The 13,610-nt window shown below is 74.3% G+C and carries 11 protein-coding genes; 4 read left to right on the top strand and 7 right to left on the bottom strand.

Annotated elements, in window-relative coordinates; genetic code table 11:
• Nucleotides 1-89 precede the first annotated feature (89 nt).
• The gene (locus ACTWQH_RS03890) at nucleotides 90-2,126 is read right to left on the bottom strand and encodes a glycoside hydrolase family 127 protein (protein WP_443284864.1); all 2,037 of its coding nucleotides are present in this window, start codon (nucleotides 2,124-2,126) and stop codon (nucleotides 90-92) included.
• Nucleotides 2,127-2,216: 90 nt separating this feature from the next.
• Nucleotides 2,217-2,567, bottom strand: coding sequence for a hypothetical protein (locus ACTWQH_RS03885; RefSeq protein WP_443284863.1), 351 nt, complete (start codon nucleotides 2,565-2,567; stop codon nucleotides 2,217-2,219).
• A gap of 149 nt (nucleotides 2,568-2,716) precedes the next feature.
• Between ACTWQH_RS03885 and ACTWQH_RS03880 the strand changes: the two genes are divergently transcribed.
• Nucleotides 2,717-3,436: a sulfite exporter TauE/SafE family protein gene (locus ACTWQH_RS03880; protein ID WP_443284924.1), complete on the top strand. Its 720-nt coding sequence runs from the start codon at nucleotides 2,717-2,719 to the stop codon at nucleotides 3,434-3,436.
• A 67-nt stretch (nucleotides 3,437-3,503) separates the two neighbouring features.
• On the opposite strand, the gene ACTWQH_RS03875 is transcribed toward ACTWQH_RS03880, so the two are convergent.
• From ACTWQH_RS03875 to ACTWQH_RS03855, 5 genes are all read right to left on the bottom strand, one after another.
• Entirely contained in the window at nucleotides 3,504-4,667 is a 1,164-nt protein-coding gene (locus tag ACTWQH_RS03875) for a fumarylacetoacetate hydrolase family protein (RefSeq protein ID WP_443284862.1), read from the bottom strand.
• 5 nt (nucleotides 4,668-4,672) lie between these two features.
• The gene (locus tag ACTWQH_RS03870) at nucleotides 4,673-5,068 is read right to left on the bottom strand and encodes a VOC family protein (RefSeq protein ID WP_443284861.1); all 396 of its coding nucleotides are present in this window, start codon (nucleotides 5,066-5,068) and stop codon (nucleotides 4,673-4,675) included.
• Between the two features lie 56 nt (nucleotides 5,069-5,124).
• The gene (locus ACTWQH_RS03865) at nucleotides 5,125-5,856 is read right to left on the bottom strand and encodes an SDR family oxidoreductase (protein ID WP_443284860.1); all 732 of its coding nucleotides are present in this window, start codon (nucleotides 5,854-5,856) and stop codon (nucleotides 5,125-5,127) included.
• A 26-nt stretch (nucleotides 5,857-5,882) separates the two neighbouring features.
• Nucleotides 5,883-6,800, bottom strand: a complete 918-nt coding sequence (locus ACTWQH_RS03860) for a siderophore-interacting protein (protein ID WP_443284859.1) — start codon at nucleotides 6,798-6,800, stop codon at nucleotides 5,883-5,885.
• A 101-nt stretch (nucleotides 6,801-6,901) separates the two neighbouring features.
• Nucleotides 6,902-7,921, bottom strand: coding sequence for a LacI family DNA-binding transcriptional regulator (locus ACTWQH_RS03855; protein ID WP_443284858.1), 1,020 nt, complete (start codon nucleotides 7,919-7,921; stop codon nucleotides 6,902-6,904).
• A 433-nt stretch (nucleotides 7,922-8,354) separates the two neighbouring features.
• Between ACTWQH_RS03855 and ACTWQH_RS03850 the strand changes: the two genes are divergently transcribed.
• The 3 genes from ACTWQH_RS03850 to ACTWQH_RS03840 all read left to right on the top strand — a co-directional run bounded on the left by ACTWQH_RS03850 (nucleotide 8,355) and on the right by ACTWQH_RS03840 (nucleotide 13,594).
• On the top strand, nucleotides 8,355-9,476 hold the full coding sequence (locus ACTWQH_RS03850) for a non-reducing end alpha-L-arabinofuranosidase family hydrolase (RefSeq protein WP_443284857.1): 1,122 nt from the start codon (nucleotides 8,355-8,357) through the stop codon (nucleotides 9,474-9,476).
• Between the two features lie 196 nt (nucleotides 9,477-9,672).
• Nucleotides 9,673-11,946, top strand: a complete 2,274-nt coding sequence (locus ACTWQH_RS03845; protein WP_443284856.1) for a serine/threonine-protein kinase — start codon at nucleotides 9,673-9,675, stop codon at nucleotides 11,944-11,946.
• Nucleotides 11,947-11,989: 43 nt separating this feature from the next.
• On the top strand, nucleotides 11,990-13,594 hold the full coding sequence (locus ACTWQH_RS03840) for an MFS transporter (RefSeq protein WP_443284855.1): 1,605 nt from the start codon (nucleotides 11,990-11,992) through the stop codon (nucleotides 13,592-13,594).
• The last annotated feature ends 16 nt before the right edge of the window (nucleotides 13,595-13,610 follow it).

The following is a 13,610-nucleotide window of genomic DNA, read 5'->3' as shown; positions in this document are numbered from 1 at the left end:
TGCGGGCGGTGACTGTGTCAGACCGGCTCCGGGAGGGGTCCCCGCCGGGCGCGAGTACCGGCGCCCGGCGTTGCGGAGGCGTCAGGGCGTCAGATGACCGGGAGCCAGACGCGCATGGGGCCGTCCTCGCGGTTGGCCCAGGCGTAGTACGGGATCGCCGTCACCGTGATCGGCTCGCCCGCCGGGCCCGGAACGCCGTCGGTGACGGGGCGGTAGGGCCACCAGCCCCCGGCGCCGTCGGCCGCCGGGCGGGGGCGGACGCGGGCCGTGGCGGTGACGGCGGTGACGCCGCCGAGCAGGTCGGGGCGTTCGGCGTCACGCGGCCGGGCGCGGGTGTCCACGACCAGGTCGTCGAGACCGGCGCCGTCCGGCAGCGGCGGCAGGTCCACGCCCTCCACGCAGTGCACGAGCGGGCCGCGCTCGATCGCGACGCAGCCGCGCGCCGCGTCCACCCGGGGGTCGGCCAGGGTGAGGCGCGGCTTCATGTCGAGCATGAGGACCACCACCTCGCCCACCTCCCAGGTGCGGGTCAGCCGCAGCCAGCCGTCGGCGTAGGAGTAGGGGGCGTTCCGCGAGGGCAGCCACACCGACCAGCCGTCCTCGGACCAGTGCGGCACGCGCAGCGCCAGCGTCCACGGGCCGTCCCCGGCGCCGGTGACGGTGAACTCCACCCGGTCGCCCCACGGATAGTTCGTCCGCACCTCCAGCGCCACCTCGCCGCCCCCGCCCGGCAGGCGGGCGGCGACCGTGCCGCTGGCGTACTGGTGCACCTGGAGCTCGGTGCCGTCCGCCGTCGTCGCGGCCAGGTAGTGGGGGAGGGACGCCAGCATGCGCATCACGTTCGGCGGGCAGCAGGCGCAGTCGAACCACGGCACGCGGCGCGGCGTGACGCCCTCCTGGTCGGCGTGGCCGTCGCGCACGTGCAGCGGGTTGTCGTAGAGGTAGCGGTCGCCGGAGAGGGACACGCCGCACAGCACGCCGTTGTAGAGGGTGCGCTCGACGAGGTCGGAGTAGCGGGCCTCGCCGGTGAGGAGGGCCATGCGCCAGGAGAAGTGGACGGAGGCGATGGCGGCGCAGGTCTCGCAGTAGGAGCGGTCGTTCGGCAGCTCGTAGGGCTGGCCGAAGCCCTCGTCGGCGTGGTGGGCGCCGACGCCGCCGGTGAGGTACGTCTGGCGGGCGGCCATCTCGGCCCACAGCCGCTCCACGGCGGTCCGCAGCCCCTCGTCGCCGGTCTCGGCGGCGATGTCGGCGGCGCCGGCCAGCAGGTAGAGCTGCCGCACGGCGTGCCCGGTGACGGCGGTGGCTTCGCGGAGGGCGGCGTGGTCCTGGGAGTAGCCGGGGCGGTCGGTGCCCTTGCCGCCGGTGGCGGGCAGCGCGCCGCCGCGCCGGTCCACGAAGTAGCGGGCCAGGTCGGTGTAGCGGTCGACGCCGGTCTCGCGGGCGAGCTCGACGAGCGCGGTCTCGACCTCGGGGTGGCCGTCGACGCCGTCCACCGGCCTGCCGGAGCCCTCGGGCCCGAAGGTGTCGGCGATGTGGTCGGCGAACCGCACGGCTGTGTCGAGGAGTTCGGAACGCCCGGTGGTGCGGCGCAGGGCCACCGCCGCCTGTATGAGGTGGCCCGCCGTGTACAGCTCGTGGCCCCACAGCGGCTCGCTGAAGTGCGGCACCTCGGGCTTGGCCACCTGGTAGTAGCTGTTGAGGTAGCCGGAGTCCTGCTGGGCGCGGGCCAGCAGGGCGGTGATCTCCGTGATGTGGTCGGTGAGCTCGGCGGCGGCCTCCCGGCCGGTCGCCGGGTCGCCGAGCTGCCAGGCGGCGGCCTCCAGCCACTTGTGCACGTCGGAGTCCTGGAAGGGTGCCCAGCCCTGGTACCCGCCGGTCTCCCCGTCGGCCGCGCGCCGCAGGTTCGCCAGGTTCCCGGCCTTCGCCAGCCGCGCCGGGCCCTGCGCGATGCTGACCTCGGCGTTGACCCGGCGGCGTTCGGCCCAGAACCCGTCGGCGATGGTGGCCCGCGCCGTGGGCCGCAGGGCGGCGTACGCCTCGGGGCCCAGGCGCACCGGGCCGGTGGACGGGGACGAGGGCTGCGGGGACGAGGGCTGCGGGGACGAGGGCTGCGGGGAGGGGGACATGCGGCTCCTGGGGGTGTGCGGGGCGGGAGTGCGGGAGAAACGGAAAGCCGGAGTACCGGAGAACATGTGCCGGAGCGCGGTGATGCTAACTCACCTGCGCCGGCCGCGATCGTCGCGGGGACCACGGGGCAGGATCTCGTCCCCGAGCCTGTGCACCTGCTCCCAGAACGCCAGGCTCTCCGGGGTGGTCTCGTCCGCAGGCGGCACGCGCTCGGGGTGGCCGGGCTGGGGCGGGCCGGAGCGCGCGGGCCCTTCGGACCCCTCGGACCCCTCGGACCCCTCGGGCCCCTCAGACCTCCCGGGGCTCGCGGGCCTCTCGTCGGGGCGGGTGCCGGAGCCGGAGCCGGCCGGGCGCTCCCTGGCGCTGAGGCGCCCGAACACGACGCAGCCCTCCCACGCCTGTGCGAGGAACGCCCGCACCCAGCGCCTCACGCGTGCCACCTCCCTCAGGATCGCTGCCGGAGTGGTACCCGGGGCGGTCCCGCGCGACGCCAGAGAAGACGCCAGGGAAGACGCCAGGGAAAGTCGGGCCGAGGCCGGATGGTCCTACCGCCTTGGCGGCACGTAGTGTCCGGCGGGTGATAGGTGGCCTGAGCGGCGTGGACTGGACGGTACTCGGCCTGGCCGCGCTCCTGGTCGGGTTCGCCAAGACGTCGATCGGCGGCGTCGGCGCCATCAGCGTCGCGCTCTTCGCCGCCGTGCTGCCCGCGCGCGAGTCCAGCGGGGCGCTGCTGCCGCTGCTGATCCTCGGCGACGTGCTGGCCATCGCCGCCTACCGGCGGCACGTGGACTGGCCCGCGCTGCTGCGGCTCTTCCCCTCGGTCGCTGTCGGGGTGCTGGCGGGCGTGGCGTTCGTCGCGGCCGTGGACGACACGGCGATGCGGCGCACGATCGGCGTGATGCTGCTCGCGATACTCGGCGTGCACGTGTGGCAGCGCCGCAGCGGGAAGACCCCGACGGGGCGGGCGTGGGCGCCGGTGTACGGCCTGCTGGCCGGCTTCACGACGATGGTCGCCAACGCGGGCGGAGCCGTGATGGCCCTGTACCTGCTGTCCTCCGGCTACTCGAAGATGCGGTTCCTCGGCACGGCGGCGTGGTTCTTCTTCATCGTCAACCTCTTCAAGGTGCCGTTCAGCGCGGGCCTCGGCCTGATCGACGCGGACTCGCTGGGGCTGAACGCGGCGCTGGCGGGGGCGGTGGTCGCGGGCGCGGTCGCGGGGCGGGCGACGATCAAGCGGGTCGATCAGCGGAGGTTCGAGCAGCTGATCCTGTTCTTCACGGTGGTCGCGAGCCTGAACCTGCTGCGGTGAGGGTCGCGCCGGGGGCTTGATCCCCCTCGGGGCCCGGGGCGGGGCCCCGAGGGGCGGGTGGGTGGGCTCAGCGCAGCAGGCCGCGTCGGGCCAGGTTGGTCATCAGGGCACGGATGCCGAAGGACCACGGTGGGGCCGACTCCGCGTGGCTCACGGCGTTGACCAGCGTGCCGAGCCGCGGCGAGGAGATCCGCACCTCGTCGCCCAGCGCGTGCGTGAAGTCGCCGGGCGCGAACAGCGTGCCGGTGAAGAGCACCAGGCCGTCCGGGTACTGGTGGTGCGCCCCCGTCGTCTGCGCCAGCAGCTCCAGCGGGTCGCGGCTGATCTCCCGCATGGAGCTGACCCCGGACAGCACCGGGCCGTGGCCCGGCCGGTCGACGGTCAGGGAGATGTCCAGCGCGCGCACGTCGTCCATGCCGAAGCCCTCGTCGAAGAGCCGCAGGAAGGGCCCCATCGCGCAGGAGGCGTTGTTGTCCTTGGCCTTGCCCAGCAGCAGCGCGCTGCGGCCCTCGATGTCGCGCAGGTTGACGTCGTTGCCGAGGGTGGCGCCCACGGGCCGGCCCTCGGCGTTGACCGCGAGGACCAGCTCGGGCTCGGGGTTGTTCCACGCCGACCGGCTCCACACCCCCACCGGCGCGCCCGTGCCGACGGCCGAGAGCACCGGCGCCTTGGTGAAGACCTCCGCGTCCGGGCCTATGCCGACCTCCAGGTACTGCGACCACAGCCCCTCGGCGATCAACGCCTGCTTGGCGCGCGCCGCCTCCGCCGAGCCGGGCACGAGGTCGGCGAGCGCGCCGCCGATGACCTCCTGGACGCGTTCGCGCACGTCCGCGGCGCGGGCCGGGTCGCCCATCGCCGCCTCCTCGATGACCCGCTCGATCAGGCTGCGTACGAAGGTCACCCCGCACGCCTTGATCACCTGCACGTCGCAGGGCGCGAGGAGGTGCGGGACGTCGCGGCGGCCCTCCAGGGTGGCGGCCAGCACCTCGGCGGCGGGCCAGGCCCGGGGGATGGGCGCGGCGGAGCGGGCGAGGGCGATCGGGTTCTCGTGGTCGAGGAGGTGGGCGACGGTCGGGGCGAACGGCGTGAGGTCGATGAGCTCGCCGTCGGCGCCGTCGCGCAGCGCGACGACGGAGGGCCCGCCGTCCGCCGGGTCGTGGAGGCGGCCCACGAGGGTCGCGCGGTCGGTGTCTTCGGGGAGTGTGGCGGTCGCGGCGTTCATGGCGTTCATGCCGTTCATGATGCGCGGCCCGTGTCGATGACGCAGAAGCGGTTGCCGTCGGGGTCGGCCAGCACGACGAAGTCCGGGTCCGCGGGGTACAGATCCCAGTCCACGCGCCGGGCGCCGAGCGCGACCAGGCGCTCGACCTCGGCGGCCTGGTCGGCCGCGTCCCCGGCGTACAGGTCCAGGTGGACGCGCGGATGCCGCTGGACCGGCGTCTCGCTGCGGCCCAGCGACAGCCGGACGCCGCCGCCACCGCCACCACCACCGCCACCGCTCGGGGCGGGCAGCAGCACCGCCCAGTCGTCCTCGATCTCGTCGCGCGGCACGTACCCCAGCGCCTCCGTCCAGAAGGCGACGGCGCGCGGCACATCCGACACACCCATCACTACCGACCCGATGCTCAGCATGAAGGCGAGTCAAGCAGAGGCCGGGCCGATGGTCACGGGTCGCGTCATCACTCCGCTCACCACGCCGCCGGGCGGCCGTCGCGGAAGAAGCCGCCGGTGGGGCCGTCGTCGGGCAGGTCGACCGCCCACAGCACGCTCGCCGCGCCCTGCCCGACCGGCCGCCCGCCGGGCCCGCCCATGTCGGTGGCGACCCAGCCGGGGCAGACGGCGTTGACCAGGATCCCCTCGCCGCGCAGCTCGGCGGCGAGCTGGCGGGTCAGGGCGTTGAGCGCCGCCTTGGACACGGCGTAGGCGGGGGTGCCCGCGCTCATCTCGGTGATGGAGCCGGCGCCACTGGAGACGTTGACGATCCGGGGGTGGCGGCCGGCACGCAGCCACGGCATCAGCGCGAGGGTCGTCCGCCAGGCGCCGAGGAGGTTGGTCTCCAGGGCCTCGCGGACCACGCCGAGGTCGGCGCCGGAGGCGCGCTGCCAGGTGTCGTAGTGGATCGCGGCGTTGTTGACGAGCACGTCGAGGCGTCCCAGCTCCTCGCCGAGCCGGTCGGCGAACTCCCGCACCCCGTCCGGGTCGGCGACGTCGAGCCGCCGGGGCAGGATCCGCCCGCGGACGCCGGCGTCGGCCAGCTCCCGCGCCGCGCGCTCGCCGCGCTCGGGCGAGCGGGAGCCGAGCACCACCGTCCAGCCGCGGGCGGCGAGCTGGCGGACCACCTCGCGGCCGATGCCGCGGTTGGCGCCCGTCACGACGGCGACGCGGGCCGTGTCGCCGTCGTGGGTGTCAGGCGCGGTCACGGCGCTCGCCCTCGCCTCGACCTCGCTCATGCCGCCGCCGAACCGGCCGCCCGGGATCCCACGGCTCCGGCCACGGCCTCCTGCTCGGCCTCCTGCTCGGCCTCGACCTGGGCGTTCCACTCCCGCTTGGACGCCTGCCAGCCGTCCTCGTCGAAGCCGAGCCGCCAGTAACCCGAGATGGACAGCCGCTCCCGGGGGATCGCCCGCTCCACGCGCAGGTGGCGGCGGAGCTCCCTGACCCAGCCGGCCTCGCCGTGGACGAACGCCTGCACCCGGCCGGGCGGGGCGGTAAGGCCGCGCACGGCCGCGACGAGGGCCGCGCCGACGCGGGCGCCGTCGCGGTGCAGCCAGGTGATCCGCGCGGCCGGGGGCGCGGTGAGCTTCTGCTCCTCCTCGGGCCCGGCGACCTCGATGAAGGCGTGCACCGTGGCGTCCTCGGGCATCGCCGCGAGCGAGGCGGCGATGGCGGGGAGCGCCGACTCGTCCCCGGCGAGGAGGTGCCAGTCGGCGTCCGGCGCGGGGGCGTAACCGCCGCCGGGGCCGAGGAACATGATCTCGTCGCCGGGCCGGGCCCCGGCCGCCCACGGGCCCGCCAGCCCCTCGTCGCCGTGCACCACGAAGTCCACGGCCATCTCGTCGGCGTGCGGGTCCCAGGAGCGGACGGTGTAGGTGCGGGTCACGGGCCACTGGTCGCGCGGCAGCTCCTCGCGGACGCGGCGGAGGTCGAACGGCTCGGGGTAGCGGACGCCGGGGGGCGGGAACAGCAGCTTGACGTAGTGGTCGGTGCAGGTGTCCGCGGCGAAGTCGGCGGGCAGCCCGCCCAGCACCACGCGGACCATGCCCGGTGTGAGGCGCTCGGTGCGCCGGACGGTGGCGCGGTGGGCGCGGCGTGGCCCGCGGGCCGGCCCGTCGGCGCGGGCGGGGCGTTCGGTCGTGTCGGCCATGGTGGCCTCCCAGCGCTGTGACAAGAGTGAGCTATGGAGCCAGTGAGCTGTCGAGCTATTGAGCTTAGGTATACCTAAGTTACAACGTGCGCTCACGCCGCTCAGCCGCGGGGTGGGGCGGTGCTGCGGCGGATGATGAGTTCGGTGGCGAGTTCGACGCGGTTGTGTGGCGGTTCCTTGCCGCGGGCTATGGACATGACCATGGTTGCGGCGGCGGTTGCCATCTGGCTGAGTGGTTGGCGGATGGTGGTCAGGGGCGGGATGGTCCAGGGCGCCGGGGGGAGGTCGTCGAAGCCGATGACGCTGAGGTCGTCGGGGATGCGTAGCCCGGCTTCGGCGGCGGCTTGGTAGACGCCGAGGGCTTCGCCGTCGTTGCAGGCGAAGACGGCGGTGGGCGGGTGGGGGAGGGTGAGGAGTTCGCGGGTGTGGGTCAGGCCGTCGGCGATCTGGAAGTCGCCGGTGCGGATGAGTGCGGGGTCGAGGGGGACGTCGGCCATGTCCATGGCGGCTCGGTAGCCGTCCAGCCGGGCGCGGCTGGCGAGGGCGTGGGGTGGGCCGGTGATGACGGCGATGCGGCGGTGGCCGAGGCCGAGGAGGTGGCGGGTGGCGGTCAGGCCGCCGCTCCAGTTGTTCGCGCCGACCGACGGGGCCTCGTGGCCGGGCTCGCCGGACGGGTCGAGGAGGACGAACGGGATGCCGCGGCTGCGCAGCTGGTGGCTCTGGTCGTCGGTGGGGCCGGAGAAGACGGAGATGACGCCGGTCGGGCGGCGGGCCAGCACGTCCTCGACCCAGCCGCGCCCCGGCGTATGGCTCCCCTGGAGCTCCGACAGCACCACCGCCAGGCGGTGCTCGCGCGCCACCCGCTGGACGCCGTTGAAGATCTCCACCCCGTACATGCCGCGCAGCTCGTGGAAGACCAGTTCGAGCAACGCCGCCGGGCGGCCCGCCCGCTTCTGGCGGCGGTAGCCGTGCTCGCGTATCACGCCCTCGATGAGGGCCCGGGTGTCGGGCGCCACGTCGGTCCGCCCGTTGACGACCTTGGACACCGTGGCGACGGAGACCCCGGCACGGTCGGCGATCTGCGCGATGGTCAGCGGCTCAGGCTCGCGGGGCGGGGTCATTGGCGCAGTGTAACGTCGCGGCCACCGATCCTTTCGGGCGGATTCGCTCCCGACCTGCCCGGACGCGGCGCGGCATGCGCGGCCCTTTCCGCAGTTGGCGGGGCGGCACAGCGATCGGACGGCGTCCCGAGCATGTGCGGCGGCGGGGCGTTGCCGCGGGGTGACCCCAGCCTGTCATTTCGGTGATTTCCTCGAAAGGACGGCGCTCGCAGGGGTGTTGACGCCGACCGCAGGCGGCCTATGATCCCTGGTGTTCGACGGCCTGGTCGGCGTGTGCCCGGCCGCGCGGTTTGTGCCCGCCCCAGGGGCCACACGACAGTACGCGCACCATCCGTTCCGGTGAGGCTCCCCCCACGCCCCAGGTTTGCCGGACCCAAGGACAGGCGACGTTCGTGTGGGCGGGCCCTCCGGCCGAGCCGCCATGGAGATCTCCATGCTCGCTTCAGCACGCCCCGCCCGCTCGCGGCGCCTTCTCGCGGCGGCGGCCTCCCTCCTCGGCCTGGCGCTGGCGTTGTCCGCCGCGCCGGCGTCGGGCGGGGAGACCGGGGAAACCGCCGCCGCCGACACCCCCGCCGACGCCGCCGCCCAGCAGCAGCTGCCCGAGAGCTTCCAGTGGTCCTCCACCGGGCCGCTGATCTCGCCCGCGCAGAACATCAACTCCGTCGCGGCCAAGGACCCCTCCGTGGTCCAGGACGAGGACGGGACCTGGCACGTCTTCTTCACCAAGGTCGACACCAGCGGAGACTGGGGCCTGGCCCACACCAGCTTCGCCGACTGGAACGAGGCCGGCTCCGCCCCGCAGGTCGATCTGGAGACCGACTCCGGCATCGGCGGCGGCTACCGCGCCGCGCCGCACGCGTTCTACTTCGAGCCCACGGGCGAGTGGTACCTCGTCTACCAGACCGGCCTGCCCTCGTTCGCCGTCACCACCGACATCAACGACCCCACGAGCTGGTCGGAAACCCGCAACTTCATGGACAGCGTGCCGGACGTCGTCGAGCAGAACATCGGCAACGGCAGCTGGCTCGACTTCTATGTCGCCTGCGACGACACCATGTGCTACCTGTTCTCCGCCGACGACAACGGCCACCTCTACCGGTCGGAGACCACCGTGGCCGACTTCCCCAACGGCTTCACCAACACCCAGATCGTGCTGGAGGACGCCGACCGCTTCAACCTCTTCGAGGGCGAGGCCGTCTACCGCGTGGGTGACAGCAACACCTACCTCCTCATCATGGAGGCCGTCGGCAGCGACGGGCGGCGCTGGTACCGCTCCTTCACCGCCGAGGGCCTCGACGGCGAGTGGCAGCCCCTCGCGGACACCGAGGAGAACCCCTTCGCGCGCAGCAACAACGTCACCTTCGACTCCGGCAACGCCTGGACCCAGGACATCAGCCACGGCGAGCTGATCCGCGAAACGTCCGACCAGACCATGACCATCGACCCCTGCAGCCTCCAGCTCGTCTACCAGGGCATGGACCCCTCCGCCAGCGGCGACTACTCGCAGCTCCCCTGGCGCCTGGCCATGGCCTCCATCACCACCGACGGCTGCTGAGCGAGGAGACCGATCCCCCACGACTCGGCGTCCCCGTCACCACTTCGGGTCCACGTACGACCTCGACGGCGCCCTGACTCTCCCCGCCGTGACCCCTCACGAAGGAACCGGTCATCATGGTCCGCACGCCGTCAACTGTGGACGGGGCGAGCGTGATCGGGACGCCGCGCGCGGCGTTGAAGAGTGGAGGACGGCAGTGGAGGCGCTGTATCCGCAGGATCCGTCGGCCATCGGTCCCTACCGGCTGCTCGGACGGCTGGGGGAGGGCGGGATGGGGCGGGTGTACCTGGGACGCTCGCCCAGCGGACGCATGGTCGCGGTCAAGGTCGTGCACGGCGAGTTGGCGCGGGAGCCGCACTTCAGGCGGCGGTTCCGGGCGGAGATCGAGTCCGCGCAGCGGGTGAGCGGGATGTGGACGGCCCCGGTGCTGGACCACGACATCGACTCGGCCGTCCCCTGGGTCGCCACGGGCTATGTGGCCGGGCCGACGCTGCGGGAGGTCGTCGACACGCTGCACGGGCCGCTGCCGGAGAACTCGGTGTGGGCGCTGGCGTACGGGCTGGCGCATGCGCTGATCGCCGTCCACGGCAGTGGGCTGATCCACCGTGATCTGAAGCCGTCGAACGTGATGGTCACGCTGGAGGGGCCGAAGGTCATCGACTTCGGGATCGCGCGGTCGGCGGACGCCAGTGTGGTGACGCGGACGGGCGGGATGGTGGGTTCCCCGGGATACATGCCGCCGGAGCAGATCCGGGGGCAGGAGCTGACCGGGGCGGCGGACGTGTTCGCGATGGGGGCGGTGCTGGCGTATGCGGCGACGGGGAGGTCGCCGTTCTCGTGGGACGGGGCGCAGACGCCGACCGTGATCTACCGGGTGATGAACGACCCGCCGAACCTCGGCCCGGAGGACGGGCGGCTGAAGGGCGACCTGCGGACGCTGGTGCTGCACTGCCTGGCGAAGGGCGCCGGCGACCGGCCGGGCCTGGCTGGGATCCCGGCGCTGGCGGAGAAGCGGGCGGGCACGGACTACTGGCTGCCGTCGGGGCTGACGGCGCGGCTGGGGCAGGTCGCGGCGAACCTGCTGGCGTTCGACGGGCCGGAGGCCGACCGGCCGCCGTCGGCGTGGGGTCCGAGGCCGCCGTCGTCGTGGGATCCGCGGCCCTCGTCGGCGTCCTCCCTGTCCCGCTCGCCGGCGTCCCAGCCGACTGCCGCCGGCCACAGTCACGATCATGGTCACGGTCACACCACGCAGCTGCCGGGGGAGTTCAAGGAGTACGAGCTCTCCCGGACGTCGTCGCCGGCCTCGCAGGGGGGCGCCCCGCCGGCCGCCGTCGCCCCGCCGCTGCCGTCGCTGCCCGTGCCCCCGCCCCCGGCGTGGACTCCCCCCACCGGCCCGCCGACGCCGCTGGCCGCGCGGCGGTGGGGCCGGAGGCGTTCCGCGCTGGCGGCGGCGTCCGGAGTCCTGGTGCTGGCGGTCTCCTCCTGGCTGGTCGTGGCCAATGTCGGCAGCGGCGAGGAGCCCGCCGAGGCGGCCGCCCCCAGCGAGAGCGCCGACGACAACGCCGGCGACGCGGGCGACGGCGGCGCGTTGAACGCCCAACAGCAGTCCCTGATCGGCGACGCGCACACCGCCGACGTGTGCTCCCTGACCAACGCCGAGGCCCTCGCCGAGTTCGGGCAGGTGAAAGAGGACCGGGACTACGGGAACTTCAACCAGTGCGACGCGTCCGTCTACCCCGACGAGGAGACCCGCGTCGACGTGTCGACATACCTCACCCAGGCCTTGCCACCCGAGGGGGCCGAACCCTTCGAAAAGTACGGGGGGTTCAGCGTCGTCGAGGCCGAGGAGAAGCCCGACGACGAGTGCGAGCTGACACTGGTGCCGGCCGAGGCCGACGGCGGCGGGCTGTCCGTCGCGGTCCGCGTCAACCTGGAGGAGGGCTCGGTGGCCGGCGGCAGGGTGTTGCTGTGCGCGATCGCGGACGCCGCCGCCGAGAGCGCGGCCCGGGTCCTGAACGAGGGCCAGATCCCCCGGCGTTCACCCCGGGAGAACTCGCTGGCCTGGCAGAACGCCTGCCAGCTGATCGACGCCGACGCGCTGGCCACCGCCGTCCCCGGCCTGGAGGACGAGGAGCCGGCCGTCGGCGTCGCCGGCTGGGAGTGCGAGTGGGAGAGCGACTTCGACGAGCTGGTGGCGGAGGTGAGCTTCCACCGCGAGCAGCCCCCCATGACGGCGGGGGACGGCATCGAAAGCGTCGAGATCGGCGGCTACGAGGCCTTCGTCGAGCCGGAGGAGCCCGACGACACCTGCACCGTCTTCCTCCAGTACCGCGAGTACGGCGGGCAGGACTCCCGGCCGGCCGTCGAGATGCTGCGCGTGGAGGTCGAGGGGCAGCATCGCATCGAGAGGCTGTGCGAGATGGCCCAGGAGCTCACCACCTCCGCCGCCGCCGAGCTCCGCGCACCCTGACCGCCCGGCTGGCCGGCGGCGTCGCGGGGCGGACAATGGGGGCATGTCGGCGGGAGCGGAGTCGGGAGACGAGGACCGGGGGGACGCGGCGGACGCGGCCGAGGCCGAGGCGGCCGACGCGGCGGCGGGCGACCTGCGGGTCGCCTCCGCGCGCGGGCGGCGCGTCCTGGCCTGCGCCGTGGTGGGCTCGGGCATGGCGTTCCTGGACGGGACGATCGTCACCGTCGCGCTGCCCCGCATCGGCGACGACCTCGACGTTCCGCTGTCCGACCTCCAGTGGACCCTCAACGCCTACATGCTCACCCTCGCCGGCCTGATCCTGCTCGGCGGCGGGCTCGGCGACCGGTACGGGCGGCGGCGGATCTTCGTCCTCGGGACCGTGTGGTTCACCGTGGCCTCCCTGCTGTGCGGCGCCGCGCCCACCGGCGACACGCTGATCGCCGCCCGCGCGCTGCAGGGCGTCGGGGGAGCGCTGCTGACGCCGGGGTCGCTGGCGTTGATCCAGTCCTCGTTCCTGCCGCGCGAGCGGGCCAAGGCCATCGGCCTGTGGTCGGGACTCGGCGGGGTGGCCACCGCCGCCGGGCCGTTCGTGGGCGGCTGGCTGGTCGACGGGCCCGGGTGGCGGTGGATCTTCTTCCTCAACGTGCCCTTCGCCGCCGCCGTGCTGCTGCTCGCCCGGGACGTCCCGGAGAGCCGGGACGAGCGGGCCAGCGGGCGTTTCGACATCACCGGCGCCGCCCTGGCCTCCCTCGCGCTCGGCGGCCTGACGTACTCGCTCATCCAGCGCACGGGCGTGGCGGCGGTCCTCGGGGCGGTGGTGGGTGCGCTGTTCGTGTGGTGGGAACGCCGCGCCCCGCGGCCCATGCTGCCGCTGGGGATCTTCCGCTCCCGGCTGTTCACCGTCGTGAACCTGGTCACCGTGTGCCTGTACGCGGCCCTGGGCGGGATGCTCTTCCTGCTGCCGACCCAGCTGCAGAACGCCCTGGGCTACTCCGCGCTCGCCGCCGGCGTCGCCGCGCTGCCCATCACCGTGCTGCTCACCGCGCTGTCAGGCCCCGCGGGCGCGCTCGCGCAGCGCATCGGGCCGCGGCTGCCGATGACCCTCGGTCCGCTGGTCACCGCCGCCGGGCTGGTGCTGCTGCACCGGGTGCATCCGGGCGGCTCGTACTGGGCCGACGTCTTCCCGGCCGTGGTGGTGCAGGGCCTGGGCCTCAGCCTGTTCGTGGCCCCGCTGACCGCCACCGTGCTGGCGTCGGTCGAGGTCCGGCGCGCGGGCGTGGCCAGCGGGGTCAACAACGCCGCCGCCCGCGTCGCGCAGCTGGTCGCCGTGGCCGCGCTGCCGCTGCTCATCGGCCTGTCCGCCGACGAGTACCGGGACGCCGAGGCGCTGGACGACGCCTTCGGCGCGGCCGTGCTCATCTGTGCGGGCCTGATGGTGGCCGGCGCCGCCGTCTCGTGGTTCACCGTGCCGGCCGAGCTCGTGCCGGCCGAGCGCGGCGAGGAGATCAGCCGCCCGCAGTGCACCGGCCAGTGCGCGGTGTCCGCCCCGCCGCTGGAGCCGGGCGGGGGCCGGCGCGCGGAGGGCGAGAACCCGGGCACGGACGCCGGCCGGGACAGCGGCCGGGACAGCGGCCGGGACGGTGACTGACCCTCCCGTGGCACCC

This window comes from Streptomyces sp. 6N223 (assembly GCF_052246635.1).
Classification (GTDB): Bacteria; Actinomycetota; Actinomycetes; order Streptomycetales; family Streptomycetaceae; genus Streptomyces.
Note: the sequence above shows the minus strand (reverse complement) of the source record. Positions and strands in the feature narration are given on the sequence as shown.

Coding starts and splice junctions, on each gene's coding strand:
- ACTWQH_RS03890 (WP_443284864.1), bottom strand. CDS start 2,126: ATGTCCCCCTCCCCGCAGCCCTCGTCCCCGCAGCCCTCGTCCCCGCAG.
- ACTWQH_RS03875 (WP_443284862.1), bottom strand. CDS start 4,667: ATGAACGCCATGAACGCCGCGACCGCCACACTCCCCGAAGACACCGAC.
- ACTWQH_RS03870 (WP_443284861.1), bottom strand. CDS start 5,068: ATGCTGAGCATCGGGTCGGTAGTGATGGGTGTGTCGGATGTGCCGCGC.
- ACTWQH_RS03860 (WP_443284859.1), bottom strand. CDS start 6,800: ATGGCCGACACGACCGAACGCCCCGCCCGCGCCGACGGGCCGGCCCGC.
- ACTWQH_RS03855 (WP_443284858.1), bottom strand. CDS start 7,921: ATGACCCCGCCCCGCGAGCCTGAGCCGCTGACCATCGCGCAGATCGCC.
- ACTWQH_RS03850 (WP_443284857.1), top strand. CDS start 8,355: ATGCTCGCTTCAGCACGCCCCGCCCGCTCGCGGCGCCTTCTCGCGGCG.
- ACTWQH_RS03840 (WP_443284855.1), top strand. CDS start 11,990: ATGTCGGCGGGAGCGGAGTCGGGAGACGAGGACCGGGGGGACGCGGCG.